Consider the following 20,113-nt stretch of genomic DNA (forward strand, 5'->3'; position numbering starts at 1 on the left):
CTTGTAAATAGTCTCTTGTCGGGTAAGGGGGACACGTTACCGTGTTCCCCTAGCTAGGAAGAAAAGTATCCTTGAATCTGCCCTCTGATGTCAGTACTTTTTTAAGTTGACAACGTTCTTATGCCAAACTGACTTGTAACGTATAAGAAAGAGGGTTAAAGCCGCTACCAGAGAAAGTTCCGCCATCTTGAGGCAAGAAAGGAAAGTCACTCACTGAGATGGAGTACGTACCTGCACCCAGAAAACTGGTGATTAATGACGAATTGCCACCGCCACCATCGTCGTTACTGGTCACTAACTTCCCAGCACTGTTAAATAGTCCGAGAACTGTATCTCCCGATGTCACTGTCCTGATAGTGACAGTTCCTGGATTTGCTAAAGAAAATGTAAAAAAGTCGAAACCAGGACTACTCCCCGGTTGAACTGTTGTTAACTGGCCTGAAAGATTAACGTTTGAGCCTGATGATAAGGAACCTAACCCTTCAGCGCTGCCCAGTGTACCGTTTGTAGCTTCTCCAGCATTTTCCCGCTCATAGAACAAGAAGTCATCACTATCAAGTCTGAGATTGTTTCTCCCCTGCACAACACCTATGATCTCATCTTGCTCTCCTGTTGGTTTGTCTAAGAATATTCGTGTGCTGCTTCCAACAACTTGCAGGCGGTAGTTCTGTGGAGATCCTTTGAGTTCAATTCGATCTTGGCTAGAGTCGAAGTCAAAAATAGTAGCCAAGTCCCCAAAACCAGGACTTGTAGTGTTGGTATCGTCGTAGAAAACATTTTCAGCGTCGCCCAGGATAAATCTATCTACTCCAGCCCCGCCAGTCAACTGATCAGTTTCCCCTAATCCAGGTGGAAGCGGACTACCAGGCCAAACACCGATGAGGATATCGTTTCCAAACCCCCCATTGAGTTCGTCATTGCCGGGTCCGCCTTGTAGACTATCATCGCCGTCGCCACCATTGAGGATATCATTGCCGAAACCACCGTCTAGCGTATCATTTGCCGGAGTCCCATCTATCGTTTCAGAATCTGGAGTGCCGAATTTAAATGCCATATAATCTCTCCTGAGTTTCTCACTAATACGTAAGTTCAGCCTCAGTCAAAGAACTATTCATTGTAGATTACTTGCCATTTAAGTAATCTCTAAGTTAGAAAACATTAATTATTTGGTTAGGAACTTCTAAAGAAAAAAATATCCAACTATTTGTTGTAGGCTGACCCGAAAAGCCCATATTTGGTTGCGGGCGAACGAGACGCCTACTCCACAAAATTAGATAATCAATTTTCTGAAAATTCCTTAATTGATGATTACCCAAATGGTAAGTAATTAGCTTAAATATTTTGGTTCTTTTTTGAAATCTTTTTGAACCTACGTTGTACTTACATGCATATCATGAAGTACAAGGTTACATCAACATCTTTAACAAATCTTAAAAAGGCAATAAATGCGATTGATTAAGACATGAAAAAATAGGTGTTAAATTTAATTAAATATTGTTTAAAACTACTGTTCTTTTTGGTGAACGTTGCGAGATTTTTCAGATGAAGGTGGTATCGTTGTTAAGTTAAGTTTCAACATCAGATTTTATATAGTTATTTGGGATCGGAAAATTAGGTTTTTGTGCCAGTCCTGTGTATTTTTGCTTGCATTGGGATGCTTCCCATAAATTTTATCGAAACAGAATTTAGGAGTCAGAAGTCAGAATGGGCTAAACGCCCCGCTACCGCTAACAGCATGAATTCTGTGCGACTAGCGGACTTCGGCGTGAGCGCTCAATCGAACGCTGAATAGATGGGTTTAAGACCCCACCAAATCGTAGATTTGGTGGTGCAACAATTGAGTGGCGGGTCTGAATCCCTCACTCAAAGATTGCTGAATTCTCCATTCTTCTTCAATTAACGTAGAGACACTCCACTCCAGATAGATGCAGAGGATGACTCTCTACTAAGGCGTTGTCTCCTGCGTTGGTGTCGGTGTAGGAGTGGCGGTTTCTGTGGGAGTCGGTGTAGGAGTTGGTGTGGGCGTGGGCGTAGGAGTTGGTGTAGGCGTGGATGTTTCCGTGGGCGTGGGTGTTTCTGTGGGTGTGGGTGTTGGTGGTGGGGGAACTGTGGGATTTTCCGCTGTAATAGTGAGTTGATAATCTACTGGTTTCGTTGCTGTGGAAACTACAACAAACTCATAAAATCCATTTTCTGGTAATTTAGTTGACAAACTACGCTTGCTAGAATCTTCTAAAAATCGAATTTTGCCAGAGGGTGAATAGACTGATAACAAAACTTGGGAATTTGCTTCTAGCTTCAAGTCTAGAGATTGGTCTTTGGCAAGTCCAGCAATGAATACTTTACCACCACCAGGTTGGAGAGTACTGCTGACTGTTTTGCCAGTAGCCCCAGGATCGAAGACAAGTTTCTGGAAAGCGCTACCGCCAAGGATTGCACTGAGTCGATCGCTAACAAATCCATACCAAACTTGTCCAATGGGCTGACCTTGAAAACTTTTACCCCGCTGCTCAGGAAATACACTTAAAAAAGCTGTATCTCCCAAATCATATAAAGAACGGCTACCAACGTTGATTTTGTTGACTTCTGCTTTCCAGCGATCGCGTTCAGCAGTTGTGTAAGTTCCCAGCTTTTGGCGTGCGTTATTACTCAGTGGTGCAAGCTTTTCCAGCAATTCCGAAGCTGTTTTATCCCACTCTGCGCGCAAACTCTCATCTTCAGGGCCATTGCTGAGAGTACGTCCCCGTAAACTGGGATTTCTGTCCCAAAAAACTTGATTCACCAAGTTCACGTAGAAGTTAGAGTCAATACCCAACTGTTGACGGCGATCGCTTAATCTTTCTTTGCGTTCTCGTTCTGCTGGCGAATATTGCGCTAGAGGATCGGTTGGTTGTTCGCTGGTTGGAATGGGGCTGGCTGTAGGATTAGGATCGACTTGCCCGACATCTCGTCTGCCATTCAATCCCCACCAAATTAAGCCCACACTACCAGCAACTAGCGCCGCCACAAGAAAGGTTTTTGTTGGTGTCCACCAGGAAGAAGAGGGGGAAGATGAGGGATATGAAGGATATGCAGGGGTTGGCGAAGGTGGGGGAGGTGGAGAGACAGCGACGGTGGCGGCTGTGGGTTGTGGTGGAGTGGGATATTGAGTTGGCGGATAGTTTGCTGGGGGTGAGTTGAGGGCTTGGAGTACTTGACGGGCTGATTGATAGCGATCGCTTGGTCTGGCAGATAGCATTTTATCTAATACCTGTGCCAAATCTTGACTCAGATTAACTTCCCGTCGCCATTGCCAACTGAGAGTATAGGTATCAATTAGTTCTTGGGGTTGTTTCCCTGTTAGTAAAACCAACATTGTTGCAGCCATTGCATACAAGTCGCTGTGGGGAGATACTAACCCAGTTTGCATTTGTTCTGGGGGCGCAAATCCGATTTTACCTAATAAGGTTGGTGCTGGCGGAGGTGCAACCATACCGGGTTGGTAATATTCGGAAGCCACAGTTGCTACTACTTGTTTGACACCGCCAAAATCAATTAAAACTGGCAGTTTGTCAACAGTGCGAAGCATTAAGTTATCTGGAGAAATATCTCGATGAATTACTCCTAGTGAGTGGATGTATTCCAACACTGGCAAAATTGAAAAGAATAATTGGCGTATTTCTGCCTCTGTAAAGCGCAAACCCTGTTGTATCCGGGCATTTAACAAAGAATTGTAAGTTTCCCCTTCTACATAATCTTGCACCAAAAACAGATATTCTTTGCCCCCTAAATTTAGCCGTAGCAGTTCTCGGAACCGGGGAATTTGGGGATGTTGCAGTTTATAAAGAACACTTGCTTCTCTCTCGAAGAGTTCTTCAGCTTTTTGGACAACGTAAGCGGTTTGAACTTGGGGGGAAAATTCTTTTAAAACGCAAAGTTCGCGGAAACGGTTGACATCTTCAGCTAAATAAGTGCGTCCAAAGCCACCTTGGCCAATTTGACGCACAATTACATAGCGATCGCCTAAAGTCAGTCCCGGTTGAATACTATAACTCATGGGTGTATCCAACAAATTTTCGCCACACTGGAGACAAAAACGACTACCTGGGGAATTTTCATGTCCTTTAGAACAATAGATTGAATTCATTGGAAAGTTAGGAGTTAGGAGTTAGGAGTTAATAATAACAAGGAGTAGCAAGTAGCATTTTCTACTTGATTTAACTACACTACTCCGGGTCTGAAACCGTAGTCTATAAAGAAAATTGCCCTAATTCATAACCCATAACTCCTAACTTCTAACTCCTCACTCCTAACTTTATCTTTGTACTTTACTGACTCGATCGGCTGCGATCGCATACCAAATTTGACCAAAAGTCTGTTGATTGAGTTTCCTACGCTGCTGATCGGGAAATAACCGATCAAATTTTTCATTGGTGTCTTTGGTCAGTTGATCGATTGTATAGTTCCCAAATTGCCCCGATCGCGCTTGTCGTCTCCATGTATCGTAATCTTTTTGACTATAGTTCCCCAATTTCCGACGAGCTGCTGTACTGAGGTTAGCCTGTTCTAGTTTATCCAATAAATCATCAGCCATATCAGACCATTCATCTCGTAAACCAGCATCTTCAGGTTTAGATGTTAGGCTACGTCCTTTTAATTCTGGTTTTTTTGTATAAAATGAATCATCTACTGTGCGAATAAAAAATCCTTCAGTAATTTCTAACTCTTGACGACGACTAATAATTTTCTGGAGGTCGCTATTTTTTCCTTTGTCGCTAAGCTGGTTTTCCAGTTGGAAACTGTGGGATTTGCGGTAATGAAGGTAATGAAATTGATGGGATGGTGATTGAAGTTACGGCCCGAATAGCTGCATTTCCCGCCGCTAAAGTTAAGCCAACTAACGCCGTTACCCCTAAACTCATCATAAAAGGGCGAATCCAAACAGGGAAAGTTCTCGGTTTAGCAATTGCTTGCGTTTGCCTCTGGAATCTACTTATAACCGCACTGGCGCGTTGTCTTCCCGGAGCAACGACCATTGTCTTAATCTTGGTGGTAATATAATTGCCTGGAGATTTAGTTGCAGTTGGCGATGGTAAATCTCTGAGGATTTGCTCGGCTCGTTGGTAGCGATCGCTCGGTCTATAAGCCAGCATCTTTTTTAACACTGCTTCTAGTTTTGGACTAACTCGGATTTCCTTGCCCCATCCCCAAATTCCCTGATAGCTATCGTATAATTTCTGCGGTTCTTGACCTGTGAGCAACACTAATGCTGTCACCGCCAAAGAGTACAAATCACTACTAAAAAACGCCTTTCCCTGCCGTAGCTGTTCTTCTGGAGCGTAGCCTTTTTTACCCAGCAGAGTGTTATTTCCAACTAACTTAGTGCGCCAAAAACCCTGAGAAGCTGGTAATTGCTTAACGCCACCAAAATCAATTAGCACTGGCAAATTATCAGAACGCCGCCATATCAGATTATCGGGAGAGATATCACGGTGAATTACATCTCGTGAGTGGATGTATGATAATACAGGTAAAATCTGTTGTAGGAGAGTGATTACTTCCTCTTCACTAAAGGTTTTGCCTTGACTTTCACGCTGTTCTAATAACTGGTAGTAATTGTCACCATCCACATAATCTTGCACTAAAAAGAAAAAATCTTTACTGCCTATCTTCACTTGTAGCGAGGCGTGAAAACGCGGAATCTGTGGATGCTGGAGTTTTTTCAAGACATTCGCTTCTCTCTCAAATAACTCTTTAGCTTTTTGTAAATCTTGATTTTCCTGTACTTGGGGTGCAAATTCCTTCAGCACACAGGTTTGATGGGATTTATTAATATCTTCCGCCAAATAGGTGCGTCCAAAGCCGCCTTGTCCTAGATGACGGATAATTTGATAGCGATTATCCACAACCTGTCCCACAGCAAGAGGTAATGGTTCACCACAATGGGTGCAAAAGCGGTTACTACCATTATTTGTGTGTTGTTTACTGCAATAAAGCTGCATGGTGCTGAAGGATAAATTAAGGTTTTATTGAATGACTACAACGCGCATACCCTCATTTTCGGATATTCTACGAATTACGCGCAGCGTTAGCGAAAGCGTTGCGGTAGCGAGTAATCGAGCGTCCGCAGGAGCGTCATTACGAATTACGAACTTGTATTGAGCGCAGCCGAAATATTACGAATTATTTTAAACGGTGTTGGTTCTACTTCAGGATAAATAAGCAAGCGTCATGAACCCGAAATCAAGACAGCAGCAAGTAATTAAAGCATTTGAAGATTTTTTATCTACCTCCCTAGAAACTGTACTGCAAAGGCATCTCAACACTCAAACTTCGCCAGCTTTGAGTTTATTTCACGATGTGGCGGCGAATGTACCTGCCTACAAGGCGTTTTTAGCAGAAAGGGAAATTAATCCCGCGACTATTCAAACCTTAGAGGAGTTTCAAAAACTACCAGCGATCGCTAAACAAAATTATATACTGCGTTATCCTCTACCTGACTTGTGCCGTAACGGACAACTAGAAGCGTGCGACATGATAGCTGCTTCATCAGGTTCTAGTGGTAAACCGACATTTTGGCCTCGTTTTTTTACAGATGAACTCCAAATCGCCACACGCTTTGAACAGATTTTTCACGATAGTTTCTATTCAGATAGCAGACGTACCTTAGCAGTGATTTGTTTCACTTTAGGCACTTGGGTAGGTGGAATGTTTACTACTAATTGCTGTCGTTATCTTGCTAGCAAAGGTTATCTGATCACTGTAATTACTCCTGGTAACAACAAAGAAGAAATATTGCGAGTTGTCCAAGAACTTGGTTCAGGTTTTGAGCAAGTGGTGTTATTGGGATATCCGCCATTTTTGAAAGATGTCATTGATACTGGTATCGCTCGTGGTGTGGAGTGGCAGCAATATCAGATTAAATTAGTGATGGCGGGAGAAGTATTTAGTGAAGAATGGCGGAGTTTAGTTGGCGAAAGAGTTGGTTCGCGAAATCCTTGCTATGATTCTGCATCACTTTACGGCACTGCGGATGCGGGAGTTTTGGGTAATGAAACACCCCTAAGTATCTGCATTCGCCGCTTTTTGGCAGAAAATCCCGATGCAGCTAAAAGTCTATTTGGGGAATCGCGTTTACCCACGCTAGTACAATACGATCCTTTCACTCGCTTTTTTGAAGTTCAAGATGGCGGATTGCTGTTTTCGGGAGATAACGGTATTCCCTTAGTGCGTTATGACATTTTAGATACTGGCGGGATAATTAGTTATGATGCCATGCTGCAATTTTTAGCAGAATGGGGATTTAACCCGCTTGAAAATCTTCGTTCTGATACTCAAGAATCAGCTAGAGGTATTCATCAGCTACCTTTTGTGTATGTCTTCGGTCGTTCTAATTTTACAGTTTCTTACTTTGGTGCGAATATCTATCCCGAAAATGTAACGGTGGGATTAGAGCAACCAGTAATTCAAGAATGGGTTACAGGTAAATTCGTGTTGCAGGTGAAGGAAGATGCTGACAAAAACCGATTTTTATCTGTAGTTGTGGAATTAGCAGTAGGGGTAGAGGGTAGTGAAGATCAAAGACTTGCGATCGCATCTTCTATTCTTTCACAATTGTTACGTCTAAATAGCGAGTTTGCTAATTATGTTCCGGTAGAATATCAAACACCACAGGTTACATTAGCGCCAATGGGTGATTTTGAATATTTCCCGATTGGGGTGAAACACCGTTATACGCGTCAATAGTACTGGGCGCAATGAATAATCAAACACAAGAAGACGCGATATCTGGTCAAAAAATTAAACGCATGGGTGTTCAAAAATATGTTGGACGAATTAAAGAATCCTTAAGGATTGTTCGACGACATAGTAGTTTTTATATTGGTCTTTATGGTCACAATTGAGTCAATTTCATGGAAAATTCTTATGAGTTAGTCACAGAATTATTGAGATTAAGTCCTAATAAGCGTAAGTACTACCAGCAAGGAGAGAGGGCTATGAGGCTTATTCTATCTGCATCCTAGCCCTTTTTGTAGCCCCGTAAGGGTCAAAACTTAATTACATAGGCGCAACCCTAGCCGTAGAGTATTACAAATGACAAATGACAAATTAAGAATTACGAATTATCGGCAAATGTATAGTAAAAGTTGCCCCTTGATTTGATGTGCTGCTGGCGATAATACTGCCTTGATGGGCTTCAATAATCCGCTTAGAAATTGCTAACCCCAGACCATTGCCACTACCTTTGCGTGCGGGGTCTGTTGTATAAAATTGCTCAAAGATTCGGGGTAAATCACCCTCTTTTATCCCTTTCCCCTGGTCTTGAATTTGAATAATAGCTTGTTTTCCTTGAATGTATCCAGAAATAAATACTTGAGAGTTGGCTGGTGAGTGCTTAATCGCATTATCCAACAAATTGAAAATTGCCTGTAATAGCCGTTCTGGATCGCCCTGTATGATTAAGTTTTCTACATTCACCCGTGTAGAAATTCTCAGAGTTCGCATTCGCGGTTCTAGTGCATTGACAGCACGGTTAATCAATCCATCCAGCGAAATAGCTTGCTTTTCTAGTTCAGTAACTCCTGCTTCCAAACGCCCTAAATCCAGCAAGTCATGAATCAATCGTGATAAACGTTTGATTTCGCTTTCGATAGTTTGAAAAAAGCGATCGCGTAATTCTGGTTCTTCAGATGCTCCTGCTTTGAGTGCGTCTACTGTCACCTGAACGTTACTGATAGGGGTACGCAGTTCATGGGAAACATTGGCTAAAAACACCCGTCGCTCTTTGTCTAAGGAAGCTAACCGTTCACTCATCCGGTTGAGTTCTGCTGCCAATTGATCTAACTCATTGTTTTCATGCATCGTTAGCTTATCACCAAAATGACCGCCACCCAAGCGAATGGCAAAGTTCCGCATAATCTCAATTGGTTTTGAGAGACTGCGAGCAAAGCGACTGCTAATTAACGCACATAGTAGAATTGTTATTGCTAGCGTTCCCAAAATACTCCAAATTACCCTAGCAAACTGTCGCTGAAGCTGCTCCAAAGTCATAGACATTCGGATTACGCCCAACAATTGACCGTTACGCTCAATAGGTCTGGTAATGTAGAGGCGATCGCTATTTGATAAAACGCCTTTAGCAATTCCTTGCTTGACACGGTTTTGTAGAGCTTCCCGTATCCCCGGAACCTGAGACCAATCTTTAACCTGACTATCTAACCTTGGGTCAGAAGTGGCTAATAGACTGCCTTGTTGACTAAAAACACGTAGAGTTATAGTTTGTGGTGCGCCATATCGTTGCACCAGTACCTTTACTTGTTTAATATCTTTTTCTTCTAGTGCATCTGCAACACTTTCACTCAAGGCGATCGTCCAGTTATCCAAATCTACTTGTCGCGATCGCATGAAGTAATCATGGAACGACCAAAGGATATAACCTGCCATGAGTGACGTTCCAAAAGCTGTTAGCATCAGGTATGTGCCTAACAACTTGGCATAAATTGTATTTAATTTAATCCCAGGTATCCACCCTCTCATGAAGGCTGCTCCCCAGAACGACGACGCAATACTGCTTTGATGCGTGCTAGTAGTTCGCGGGTGTTGAAGGGCTTAGTAATATAATCATCTGCACCTGCTTCTAAACCCCAAATTTTATCAATATCCTCATCTTTAGCTGTGAGCATGACGATAGGTACATTGGAAAATGCTCGAATCCGCCAGCAAACTTCCATACCGTCAACTTCCGGTAACATAAGATCGAGCAAAATCACATCTGGTACTTGCTTGTGGAATTGTTTAATTGCACTATGTCCATCTGCGGCTGTTGTCACCGTGTAACCTTCTTTTTGGAGTGTATAGGTGAGACTGTCGCGCAGAGGTGCTTCATCATCTACAAGTAATACGTGTGGCATTTTTCATTCCAAATTAATTAACGTTATTTTTGTATAATTAAAATTTTCATATTTATGATGGATCTCTGACATCCTTCTTAAGGAAGTAAATTGTTAATTAGTAAGTATAAAAGCCTGAAAATATAAAAAAATTTAAAAAAAACATTTTTTAAAGACTTTGAAGGAACTGTCGAAGATATCGAGACACGTGCAACAACAATTAGAACTTATGATGGTCGGCGAATTGTCATTCCTAACTCGGAATTATTTACTAATTCTGTGACTGTAAATACTGCCTTTGATAACCGACGATTAGAATACGATGTTGGCATTGGCTATAACGACGACATTGACCTAGCCAAGCAGTTAATGCTAGAGGCAATGCATAGCGTAGACGAGGTTTTAAAAGACCCGGCTCCTGATGTACTGGTAATGGAACTAGCCGAAAGCACTGTTAACATTTGGGTTCACTGGTGGATGAATCCACCACGACGGATAGACGATCTGCGATCGCGGGATAAAGTGATTACTGCAATTAAGAAAACGCTCGTTGCAAACGGCATTGATTTACCTTTCCCAACTCAACAAATTCTATTCCACGACCAGACAGAAGAGACAGATGGAAACCGCTCACGTCAGCATGAAGGTTAGCCAGCAGGTAAAGGTGAAGTTGTTCACCCGCCAGTTCACCCGCCAGGGATTTACAATCCCTGGCGGACGTGCGGTTTCGCGTTAAGTTGACACAAGTGGGCGCAGCCTCACAAATAAATGGTGTAAGAAGTAAGAAGTTTTTACTTATTACTTATTACTTATTACTTATTACTCATTACTCATTACTTCTCCTCTGCTCCATCAAACGCCTTGAGCTTGTGAGAAATGCGGGATTAGTATGTCAGATTAAATCTGCTCTAAGTAGTTTCATCATGTCTTTATCTAATCTTTAATTTACCAATCAGTAATTATATGTAAGATGTATTGAGTAAGATGCAATTTCATATTTCTGAGATACATATACAAATAATTAGCTAATTTAAAACTAAAAAAATCGTTATAAATGTCTATTTTAAATGGATATAATTTGAATTTTTATATTAAAAGCCTGTTCTTTTAACACCATGTTTTACAGCCACCATGATGAGTTTAGATATTAAGAGTAGTCCAAAAAATTGGAGCGCAGTATAACATGAAGAATGCTTGGAGGCGTTGGATTACAACCGTTAATCTAGCTGCAATTGCACTAATGCCGACGGTGATATTTTTAGCATTCTCTCATCAGGCAATAGCAGACGATCCCGGAGCGTGTTACATGATAACTTCCTCTGGTAAAACCGTTGGATTGGGAAGGATTTGTGGCAATATCATAGCCGCACCTTCAGACAATAGAGTTTTTCGAGTCTCAATCAAACGCCGTTTTGGTGGAACTCCTGTGATTGATGTCACCTTCAACGACAAAAAAACCTTTGAAATGATTGTAGATACAGGTGCTAGTGGAACCATTATCACTCAAGATATGGCGAATACACTGAAACTCCAGGCTACAGGTACAATGCAAGCCCAAATTGCTGATGGTAGTGAAGTAAAATTCTCGGCGTTGCATAATGGCGGTATGAATCATACTGAAACTGGAACATCCCAAAACTTGAGATAGTGAAGTAGCAATCGAATCGAGTATTTCAGCATTTGTGCTGATTTGGAATAACATAGCGTTTTTCGATGCAATCGAGCGAGATAGTGGCGCAACCGGGTGTTTTCCCCCTCAACTCGTGTCATGTAAGTCTTGCTCACAATCTGGTCGCCCTCTGGAATAAAGCCTGGATAGACCAACCATCCATCCGTGACATAGAAATAGCACTGCCAAGTACCTACAATATCCCATAACGGTCGAAAAGTTTCGGCGCTATGGTCGCCCAAAACCCACGCTAAAATACCTTGTGTGAAGTGGTTCACTGCTGTCCAAAGCCAAACTTTGTTTTTTTTGAGCCGACGAACGTTTCTAGTTCATCGAGTTCGCCAACTTCTGGAATTGTCTCTGGATCATAAACATCAGGTAGCAGTTCTCCTACAAGTTTTACCCAAGTAATCAATGTCGTGTGATGCACACCTTTGACCCGTTCAATGCCACGAAATCCCATACCATTAACGTACATTTTCAGGCATTCCCGTTTCACTTCATCACTGTATCCTTGAGGTGGTTCGTACCGATCAATAAATTGGCGATCGCAATTACAGCAAATGTGATTCTGTTTACCTCTTTTATTTCCGTTCTTACGGATATGAGACGACCCACAACGCGGACATTCCATCCAGTTTTACCTCAATTCATACCGCCATTATGCAACGCCAAATTCTCAACCAGTAAGGTAAAATCTATTACAGTAGGTGGAGTTACAGCCAATAATCTTCAAGTGGCGATCGCACCAAAAGCAAGCATCGGGCTACTAGGTCATGATTTCTTTGGCAATTATGATATTAAAATTCTGGAGAAAGAGGTAGAATTTCATCACCGCTAATGTTTGCAACTTCTTTAGATTTTTACTATTGAAATATCAAAAGGAATCTGAGCCAAGGTACTCAGCACTCCTGAAGCAGCTTAAGAGCGTTATAGAATAGAAAGAAACCTTACATACATTACGCTGATTCAGCAGAATTGCCCATGACCACTTCTAAACGCCAATACCACATTACTACTTTCGGTTGTCAGATGAATAAAGCTGACTCAGAGCGCATGGCTGGCGTTTTGGAAGACATGGGCTTTGAGTGGTGTGAAGATCCGAATCATGCAGATGTGATTCTCTACAATACCTGTACAATTCGGGATAATGCAGAACAAAAGGTATATTCCTACCTTGGCAGACAAGCAAAGCGTAAACATGAACAGCCTGATTTAACCCTCATCGTTGCTGGTTGTGTTGCCCAACAAGAAGGAGAAGCGCTGTTGCGGCGAGTGCCAGAATTAGACTTGGTAATGGGGCCACAACACGCCAACCGTCTGAAAGACTTGTTGGAGTCAGTATTTGAGGGCAACCAAGTTGTCGCAACCGAAGCAGTTCACATTATTGAAGATATCACCCAGCCGCGACGAGATAGTACAGTCACCGCTTGGGTAAACGTAATTTACGGCTGTAACGAACGCTGCACCTATTGCGTAGTTCCCAATGTGCGCGGTGTCGAACAATCTCGCGCGCCGTCAGCTATCCGGGCTGAAATGGAGGAATTAGGACGGCAAGGTTACAAAGAAATTACTCTACTCGGTCAAAATATTGATGCTTACGGCAGAGATTTACCTGGAGTGACAGCAGAAGGTAGGCATCTACACAACTTTACAGATTTACTTTATTACGTCCATGATGTGCCGGGGATTGAAAGATTAAGATTTGCTACTAGCCACCCTCGTTATTTTACTGAGAGATTAATTCAAGCTTGTGCTGAGTTACCCAAGGTGTGCGAACACTTTCACATTCCCTTTCAATCTGGGGATAACGAACTTTTAAAGGCGATGGCGCGGGGTTATACCCATGAGAAATATCGTCGAATTATCGATACAATTCGGCGGTATATGCCAGATGCTTCTATTAGTGCCGATGTAATAGTCGGTTTTCCTGGGGAAACAGAAGCACAGTTTGAAAATACCCTAAAACTGGTGGAAGATATTGGCTTTGATATGTTGAATACAGCAGCATATTCGCCACGTCCAGGGACACCAGCCGCTTTGTGGGACAATCAACTGAGTGAAGAAATTAAAAGCGATCGCCTGCAACGACTCAATCATCTGGGAAACTTGAAAGTAGCAGAGCGATCGCAACGTTACTTTGGACGCATTGAAGAAGTTTTAGTAGAAGATCAAAATCCTAAAGATCCAACCCAGGTAATGGGACGCACTGGCGGTAATCGATTGACCTTTTTTAGCGGTGACATCAAAGAACTCAAAGGGCAGTTAGTGAAGGTAAAAATTACCGAAGTTCGACCTTTTAGTTTGACGGGTGAACCAGTTGAAGTGAGGCAAACTGTTTTGCAGTAAGAACCATTTGAAGATTATACCCCTGATTTATGATGAAGTTACCGCAAACGATTCCAGTTCTTCTTTTTGGGGCTAGCTTGGCTGTAATTTCCCCTCAACATTGTGCTGCTTTCACTGTTCAAGAAATAGCTATTCTTGCTCAAGCATCAAGCGATTTGCCAATGGTCAAATCGGCTGGGCTGTCCCCCGAAATGGGTGTGCCTTGGTCGAAAGCCGTAAAAATTGTTGACCCCTTTGAAGGGGAGTTTGTTGGAGTTTTCGATCGCAATTCATTAGGTGGCTATTTATTCCGTGAGGGTTCAACGCAAGTTATTAGTTTGTGGACACCTTCGAGTATTCGAGTACTCGTAACAGTAAATTCGGGTCAAGCAATGTCTTCTTTCTACACCGCTAGGTCGTGTGTATCCCAGACCTGACTATCTTAGATTTGTAACGACTAAAAAAGTCGATAAGCTTTTGCTCAAGATCAGAGAAAAAGTTTATCAATTAGATGGTTCAACCGGCACATTTGCTGTCAGTAAAGAATTAGCCACTGCTTTGAAAAATGCTCCAGATGAGAACTTAGATATCAGATTAGTCTTAGAAGGAGGTCAAACTGTTGATAGCGAAATTGGTAAAGGGACGGTAAAAGCTTGGCGAATAATTTATTAAACTATTATAGACATTTAGACAATTTCGATCATGCTGATACTGCAAGTAATCTCCTATCCAATAAGCAATTTGTAGTGGAGCATGATCGCTGTCTTGGAGATGTAAATATTGTTTTTCAGACATTAATGATGCCAACTGAGTGTCTAAAGGCACCGATCTAAGATGTAACTTCATTGCAACTGCAAAAGCAGTTACTAACCGAAGCATTGCTTCCTTTTCTAATTTATCTTGTGGTGTTTTCTCTTTAACTATTATCGCAATTCCACGAGTTAAGTTACGCGATGTATTAACTAAAGCTCCCCATAGTTGACGACCTTCCCAAAATCTATCATGGTCTGTTGGAGGTAAAAGCTATCTTGCTATCAATAAAGCTGATAATATTAAAACTATTAAGGCGCGATCGCATTAGCTAGGCTACATATAAATAGGCAATCCTAACAGTGCAGACAAAGACAGAGAACTATTTGACGCAATCAAATTATTTCAATCAATTATTGCTGGTCGCAGTTCTGTTAATGGCCATAGATGAGTTTAATCTTTAAACTCTCTTCAACCAGCCAGTGGGTTAAAAAATTTATAGTTTCTGTCCTGCATAAATCGATCGCACTTCGCCATTACGTCGGATGACTGCTTCGCCATTACTGACATCTACTAGTGTCCAACCGCTTGAGCCGATACTTTCACCCATATTGATGCGGCGAGTCACGCCATCAATTTTAAACAAAGCGGCAGATTTGTTACCCAACTCTAGCAATCCCTCTAAGGTATTACTTGGAGCCACTGCGATCGCAGTTGCCGGATATACTTGTTCCTGGGTAATAGTTGGTTCTGACTCTGGTGCAAGTGCAGCACGCAATGGAACTACTGGTAATGCAGGCAGAGGTTTGGGTGTTTGGCGCACGGTAATGGGTGCAGTTTTTGCTGCCACCGGTTTGAGTTCGGCTCGTACAGCCGCAGCTAACATATTGACAGTTACAGGCTTGGCAGCTTGTCGGACTGTATTCAGGGCAGTTTTGACAACATTAGGTTGAGATACCCGTAACGCACTGGCAACTTGTGGTAGTGTAGGAGTCCCCGGAATGGCTGGAAGGGCGTAGCGCATTGGTGACGGCGCTTGATAAACGGGGACATAGATGCGCTCAACAACGCTTCCAGAACGATTGGGAGCTGGTGGTGTATTATTAGCTAGAAGTGGAAGTGCTGGTAGATTACCAGTTGCTTGTTGGCGACCAAGGCCTATTTGGTTAGTATTTGCCTGACTGGAGAATCCTGGATTGAAAGATTTTTGATTGCTTTTTGCTCCTTGCTTGTCTATAACAGCCAGCGCTTGGAGCATATAGTCAACTAACTCTGCCTCAATTTCTGTTTTTACGGGCAATCGTGACTGGGGTTGCGGCAATAGAAGCGCTGACTCAGGCAATTTATTATTTAAAAGATATACAACTCCAGACTGCACCAAGTAGATTGTACTAGCGATCGCCACGCCTAAAGTTGTTCCTACAATCAGCAGTTTGCCCAAAATCGAACTAGTTTTTTGACGCTTTCTACTAACTGATTTAACAGTAGAGGTGTCAAATACAACGGTACTCAATTGCTTATGGTTATTTTGAGCAACTGACTGTACTCCTTGGTTCAGGGTGTTTGGTAAGATAATCTGTGGTATCGTAACTGTTTGCAGAGGTACGTATTCTGGAGGCGATTGGCGTTGAGCTTGGGCGGAAACTCCAGCAACAGAGTGGCTCGATCTGTTCTGACTACTGTGCCTAACAGTTTGAGAAGGCAGATTACCACTAGCATCCAGAATGTAGTCGATATCGGCAAAGAGTTCATCCATTAGACCATCAGCATAGTTTTCTATCGACCAAGGCTCGTTGGTGATTAAGTCTTCTGATGGTTCTGGTACTATGAGACGGGTGCTGGCTTCTTGTAACATAGACGTTCTGGGTTGTTGCTTGGACGAGGAAACGCCACCCCTACTGCCTGGAAATTAGGATTATCAGAGGAGGCAGCAGGTAGAGGGCAGTTCTTATTGAAAAAAAAGTATGAATAAAAACTTTACTCTTAAGTGATTACCCTGATGAAAAAGAAGAATTGTATTGAGACGTGTGGAGCAAGATACAAACAGAGGAGCCGCTTTGCCTCTGGTCTTGCGCCAATCCTATGCAGTTGTGCGTGGGTTACTCCTGCGTGGTTGTTGAGCGTAGTCGAAACACTGCCTCCTAAATAATGAAACATCCAATCCCCCATCTGATTGAGATAAGTTGATTGAGTGTTGGTATTAAACTCAACTTTCATCTGGGGATTGTTGATGATGGCACTACTAATCTTTATGTCATCTATCATACCAATCTCTCTCCCTACTACTATACTCAGTCTTTATCAAGCTTGTGTTAAGCTAACGCTGGAAACTCTGACTGGCTCTTGCTTCTACGCAATTCTAGATATAATAATAAGGCGTTAATATCCGCTGGGTTTACACCACCTATACGTGCAGCTTGACCAAGGGTAAGTGGTTTTATGTGGGTCAGCTTTTCCCGTGCCTCTTTAGAAAGAGTATCAATTGTTGTGTAGTCTAAATCCCCAGGTAACTGGCGGTGAGCTTGGCGGGCAATTTGGTCAATTTGATTTTGTTGCCTAGCGAGATAGCCAGAATACTTGATGTCAATTTCTGCGCCTTCTTTCTCGGCCCGGTTGAGGTTGGGGTTTCCCAGTCCGAACCTGTCGAGGTCAACGTAATGTAATCCTGGACGACGTAACAAGTCATTGAGGGTAATTGAACCTTTAATTGCTTGTTGGGTATCAGATGCGATCGCTATTCCAATTTCATCATGTTCTTTAACTCGTGTGGTTTGCAATCTTTGCTTTTCTGTGGTGATATTACCCTGTTTTTGAGTAAACATATCCCAGCGGCGATCGTCAATTAAACCAATCTCCCTTCCCAAGGGTGTCAGACGTTGGTCGGCATTGTCAGAACGCAGTAGCAATCGGTACTCTGACCTACTTGTAAGCATCCGGTAAGGTTCTCGTAGGTCTTTTGTACACAGGTCATCAACTAGCGTCCCAATGTAACTTTGCTCGCGGGCAAAGACAATCATTTCTTGAGAGCGAACGAATCGAGCGGCATTAATTCCCGCCACCAACCCTTGAGCAGCAGCTTCTTCATAACCTGTAGTGCCGTTAATTTGCCCAGCACAAAACAGCCCCGCAATCTTTTTAGTCATCAGTGTGGGATAACACTGAGTTGCTGGTAAATAGTCATATTCCACTGCATAGGCAGGACGCAGCATCACACATTTTTCCAAACCGGGGAGAGTCCGCAACATTTGCAGTTGCAAATTTTCTGGCAACCCTGTAGAAAACCCTTGAATATAAAGTTCGGGTATATCCCTTCCTTCCGGTTCAATAAAGATTTGGTGGCTTTCTTTATCGGCAAACCGGACAATCTTATCTTCGATACTGGGACAATAGCGCGGCCCTTTGGCTTCCACCCAACCGCCATAAACTGGCGACAGGTGTAAATTTTCTTGAATTAAACGATGGGTTTCGGCGGTTGTACGGGTAATGTAGCAAGGCATCTGTTCCCGTTCTACCCACACATCTGGGTCAAAGCTAAACCAGCGCACATCTTCATCCCCTGGCTGGATGAGCATTTTACTATAATCTACCGATCGCTTATCTACCCGTGCTGGAGTTCCAGTTTTAAGTCTGCTCGTTTCAAATCCCAGACGATTTAGGGTTTGTGTCAATCCTTCCGCTGCAAATTCTCCAGCACGTCCAGCTGGCATTGATTTGTTACCAACCCAAATTTTGCCTCCCAGGAACGTGCTCATTGTCAAAATGACTGCTTTACATTGGAACCCTACACCAAAATAAGTTTCAACGCCGATGACTTCGCCGTTAGCACCCAGCACCAAATCTGTTGCCATACTTTCACGGATTGTCAAGTTATCTTGGTTCTCAACAATATTTTTCATCACCGCTGCATATTCGCGCTTATCAGTCTGGGCGCGTAATGCCCAAACAGCAGGCCCCCGTGAAGAGTTGAGGATACGTTTTTGTAAGTAGGTGCGGTCTGCTACTTTACCAATTTCCCCGCCGAGTGCGTCTACCTCATGAGTCAACTGGGATTTGGCTGGGCCACCTACTGCTGGGTTACAAGGTTGCCAAGCGATTTTATCCAAATTGAGCGTCAATAACAGGGTACGACAACCGAGGCGTGCAGAGGCGAGAGCTGCTTCGCAACCGGAGTGACCTGCACCGACGACTATGACATCAAAAGCGTCTTGGAATTCAACGGAATTGTGCATGGTCATACTTACAGGATCGGCAAGCTTAGAGTTCTTTTCAATTTTAGCTGTTCCAGTGGTTTCATGGATGTAACTTTCTGATAAAAAAGTTATCAAACTTACTAGTACTCAATTAAAAGCAAGGTTCCATTTTTTAACTTTAGTAGGAAGTGAAAAATATTATTTTTTAAAAGTTGTGACAACATTCCGGTTTAGAGATCGCAGCTATTGTTCATATCGTTAGCCAATGTAAATTAATTTATAGTTGGTATATATTAGATATTTTCTCTAACTTGGATGAAACTATAGTTCAATACCGATAAATTATTTGTAGTTTTAATTTAGCAATAATAGATATTTCCTAAAAGCTTCTTGATTTTATTCTTTAAATTACCAAACAATTATTTAAAAATGAAACTCACCCTCAGAAATCAAAAAAATATTACTAGGTTTATTAGAAAGACAAGTTTCATCAGTATCGTTATATTGATGATTTTTGTATTAGTAGCTAGCAATGAAATTACCCACCACAAAGTTGCTATAACTGCTCAACCATTACAAGAATGCTTGAGTAATAATTCATTACTTTGTATGGATACCTCTAAAAATACAACATCAGAACCATTTATTCCCGATCCAAAATTAGATGTTAAACAGCGTTTTTTATCTGCGATCGCTAGAAAATTACCCACAATTCCCCAGCCTGAGACTTATGAATATACTTTGCTGCGAAGCTATGGTGCAGTATTCGTAAATCCAGATATTGGGATTAAATTGCCACAAAAAAATATCTTTGTTAATGAACAAGAAACCAAAGAGTTTCAAGCTACTTTAACAATGGGTCATGTTGATGGTACTAACGACTGTTATTTACAAAAATCGGCGGCTGATGCTTTAAATAAAGCGCGAGTCCAGCAACAAATTCCGCTCAAATCTGGTTATGGATCTGGTGATTGTACTCGCACTTTCAATACTAATTTAAAATTTTGGAATAAATATGCTAACAATCAAGTCTTAGCAAAAGTTCAACAGGGGAAAGAAACAAAAATTCTCGGTTTAGTTGCNCCCCCTGGAACTTCACAACATCTCTGGGGATTAGCCATTGATTTACGCGTAGGTAGTAAAGAACAGAGAAAAGCTCTTAATCAAAATGGTTGGTTTCAAACTGTAGCAAACGATGTTCCACATTGGACTTATGTGGGTTTACCTGAAGATAATTTACCTTTATTTGGTTTTAAACAACAAGCTATTCGAGGCATTACTTATTGGATTACGCCGCTTTGATTGTT

General features: G+C 42.2%; 13 protein-coding genes and 5 pseudogenes. 9 read left to right on the plus strand and 9 right to left on the minus strand.

Annotated elements, in window-relative coordinates:
* Positions 1-118: 118 nt before the first annotated feature.
* The 3 genes and pseudogenes from QUD05_RS25315 to QUD05_RS25325 form a co-directional block, all read right to left on the minus strand.
* The gene (locus QUD05_RS25315) at positions 119-1,054 is read right to left on the minus strand and encodes a DVUA0089 family protein (protein WP_289798499.1); all 936 of its coding nucleotides are present in this window, start codon (positions 1,052-1,054) and stop codon (positions 119-121) included.
* A gap of 891 nt (positions 1,055-1,945) precedes the next feature.
* A complete protein-coding gene (locus QUD05_RS25320) occupies positions 1,946-4,126 on the minus strand; it encodes a serine/threonine-protein kinase (protein ID WP_289798500.1) in 2,181 nt (726 codons plus the stop codon).
* A 168-nt stretch (positions 4,127-4,294) separates the two neighbouring features.
* Positions 4,295-5,981: pseudogene (locus tag QUD05_RS25325) on the minus strand (protein kinase domain-containing protein).
* 229 nt (positions 5,982-6,210) lie between these two features.
* Here QUD05_RS25325 and QUD05_RS25330 point away from each other — a divergent pair.
* Both QUD05_RS25330 and QUD05_RS25335 read left to right on the plus strand, forming a co-directional pair.
* Positions 6,211-7,725, plus strand: a complete 1,515-nt coding sequence (locus QUD05_RS25330) for a phenylacetate--CoA ligase family protein (RefSeq protein ID WP_289798501.1) — start codon at positions 6,211-6,213, stop codon at positions 7,723-7,725.
* A 38-nt stretch (positions 7,726-7,763) separates the two neighbouring features.
* Positions 7,764-8,003 (plus strand): annotated as a pseudogene (locus QUD05_RS25335) (IS4 family transposase); the annotation flags it as partial.
* Positions 8,004-8,088: 85 nt separating this feature from the next.
* Here the strand turns inward: QUD05_RS25335 and QUD05_RS25340 are convergent.
* Both QUD05_RS25340 and QUD05_RS25345 read right to left on the minus strand, forming a co-directional pair.
* The gene (locus tag QUD05_RS25340) at positions 8,089-9,516 is read right to left on the minus strand and encodes a HAMP domain-containing sensor histidine kinase (RefSeq protein WP_289798502.1); all 1,428 of its coding nucleotides are present in this window, start codon (positions 9,514-9,516) and stop codon (positions 8,089-8,091) included.
* Positions 9,513-9,890, minus strand: coding sequence for a response regulator transcription factor (locus QUD05_RS25345; RefSeq protein WP_289798503.1), 378 nt, complete (start codon positions 9,888-9,890; stop codon positions 9,513-9,515). The genes QUD05_RS25340 and QUD05_RS25345 overlap by 4 nt, the downstream gene beginning before the upstream one ends.
* 147 nt (positions 9,891-10,037) lie before the next feature.
* On the opposite strand from QUD05_RS25345, the pseudogene QUD05_RS25350 reads away from it, so the two are divergent.
* Both QUD05_RS25350 and QUD05_RS25355 read left to right on the plus strand, forming a co-directional pair.
* Positions 10,038-10,520 (plus strand): annotated as a pseudogene (locus tag QUD05_RS25350) (mechanosensitive ion channel family protein); the annotation flags it as partial.
* 532 nt (positions 10,521-11,052) lie between these two features.
* Complete coding sequence (locus tag QUD05_RS25355; RefSeq protein ID WP_289798504.1) at positions 11,053-11,517, plus strand: retropepsin-like aspartic protease; 465 nt, start codon at positions 11,053-11,055, stop codon at positions 11,515-11,517.
* Here the strand turns inward: QUD05_RS25355 and QUD05_RS25360 are convergent.
* Positions 11,481-12,172 (minus strand): IS1 family transposase gene (locus tag QUD05_RS25360; RefSeq protein WP_289794349.1). Its coding sequence is split into 2 segments (ribosomal slippage): positions 11,481-11,848 and positions 11,848-12,172, totalling 693 coding nucleotides; the frame shifts between segments, so codons are not numbered across the junction. The genes QUD05_RS25355 and QUD05_RS25360 overlap by 37 nt on opposite strands.
* Before the next feature lie 39 nt (positions 12,173-12,211).
* Here QUD05_RS25360 and QUD05_RS25365 point away from each other — a divergent pair.
* The 4 genes and pseudogenes from QUD05_RS25365 to QUD05_RS25380 all read left to right on the plus strand — a co-directional run.
* Positions 12,212-12,379, plus strand: a pseudogene (locus QUD05_RS25365) (retropepsin-like aspartic protease family protein); the annotation flags it as partial.
* A 143-nt stretch (positions 12,380-12,522) separates the two neighbouring features.
* Complete coding sequence (gene miaB, locus QUD05_RS25370; protein WP_289798505.1) at positions 12,523-13,887, plus strand: tRNA (N6-isopentenyl adenosine(37)-C2)-methylthiotransferase MiaB; 1,365 nt, start codon at positions 12,523-12,525, stop codon at positions 13,885-13,887.
* A gap of 29 nt (positions 13,888-13,916) precedes the next feature.
* Complete coding sequence (locus QUD05_RS25375) at positions 13,917-14,303, plus strand: hypothetical protein (protein ID WP_289798506.1); 387 nt, start codon at positions 13,917-13,919, stop codon at positions 14,301-14,303.
* Between the two features lie 40 nt (positions 14,304-14,343).
* Entirely contained in the window at positions 14,344-14,538 is a 195-nt protein-coding gene (locus QUD05_RS25380; RefSeq protein WP_289798507.1) for a hypothetical protein, read from the plus strand.
* On the opposite strand, the pseudogene QUD05_RS25385 reads toward QUD05_RS25380, so the two are convergent.
* From QUD05_RS25385 to mnmG, 3 genes and pseudogenes are all read right to left on the minus strand, one after another.
* A pseudogene (locus QUD05_RS25385) lies at positions 14,467-14,811 on the minus strand (hypothetical protein); the annotation flags it as partial. The gene QUD05_RS25380 and the pseudogene QUD05_RS25385 overlap by 72 nt on opposite strands.
* A gap of 301 nt (positions 14,812-15,112) precedes the next feature.
* The gene (locus QUD05_RS25390) at positions 15,113-16,471 is read right to left on the minus strand and encodes a hypothetical protein (protein WP_289798508.1); all 1,359 of its coding nucleotides are present in this window, start codon (positions 16,469-16,471) and stop codon (positions 15,113-15,115) included.
* Between the two features lie 457 nt (positions 16,472-16,928).
* Positions 16,929-18,851 carry a tRNA uridine-5-carboxymethylaminomethyl(34) synthesis enzyme MnmG gene (gene mnmG, locus QUD05_RS25395; RefSeq protein WP_289800075.1) on the minus strand — a complete coding sequence of 641 codons (1,923 nt, stop codon included), beginning with the start codon at positions 18,849-18,851 and terminating at the stop codon, positions 16,929-16,931.
* 810 nt (positions 18,852-19,661) lie between these two features.
* On the opposite strand from mnmG, the gene QUD05_RS34515 reads away from it, so the two are divergent.
* The gene (locus QUD05_RS34515) at positions 19,662-20,108 is read left to right on the plus strand and encodes a D-alanyl-D-alanine carboxypeptidase family protein (RefSeq protein ID WP_502911439.1); all 447 of its coding nucleotides are present in this window, start codon (positions 19,662-19,664) and stop codon (positions 20,106-20,108) included.
* The last annotated feature ends 5 nt before the right edge of the window (positions 20,109-20,113 follow it).

It is taken from the genome of Nostoc sp. GT001 (genome assembly GCF_030382115.1).
GTDB lineage: Bacteria > Cyanobacteriota > Cyanobacteriia > Cyanobacteriales > Nostocaceae > Nostoc.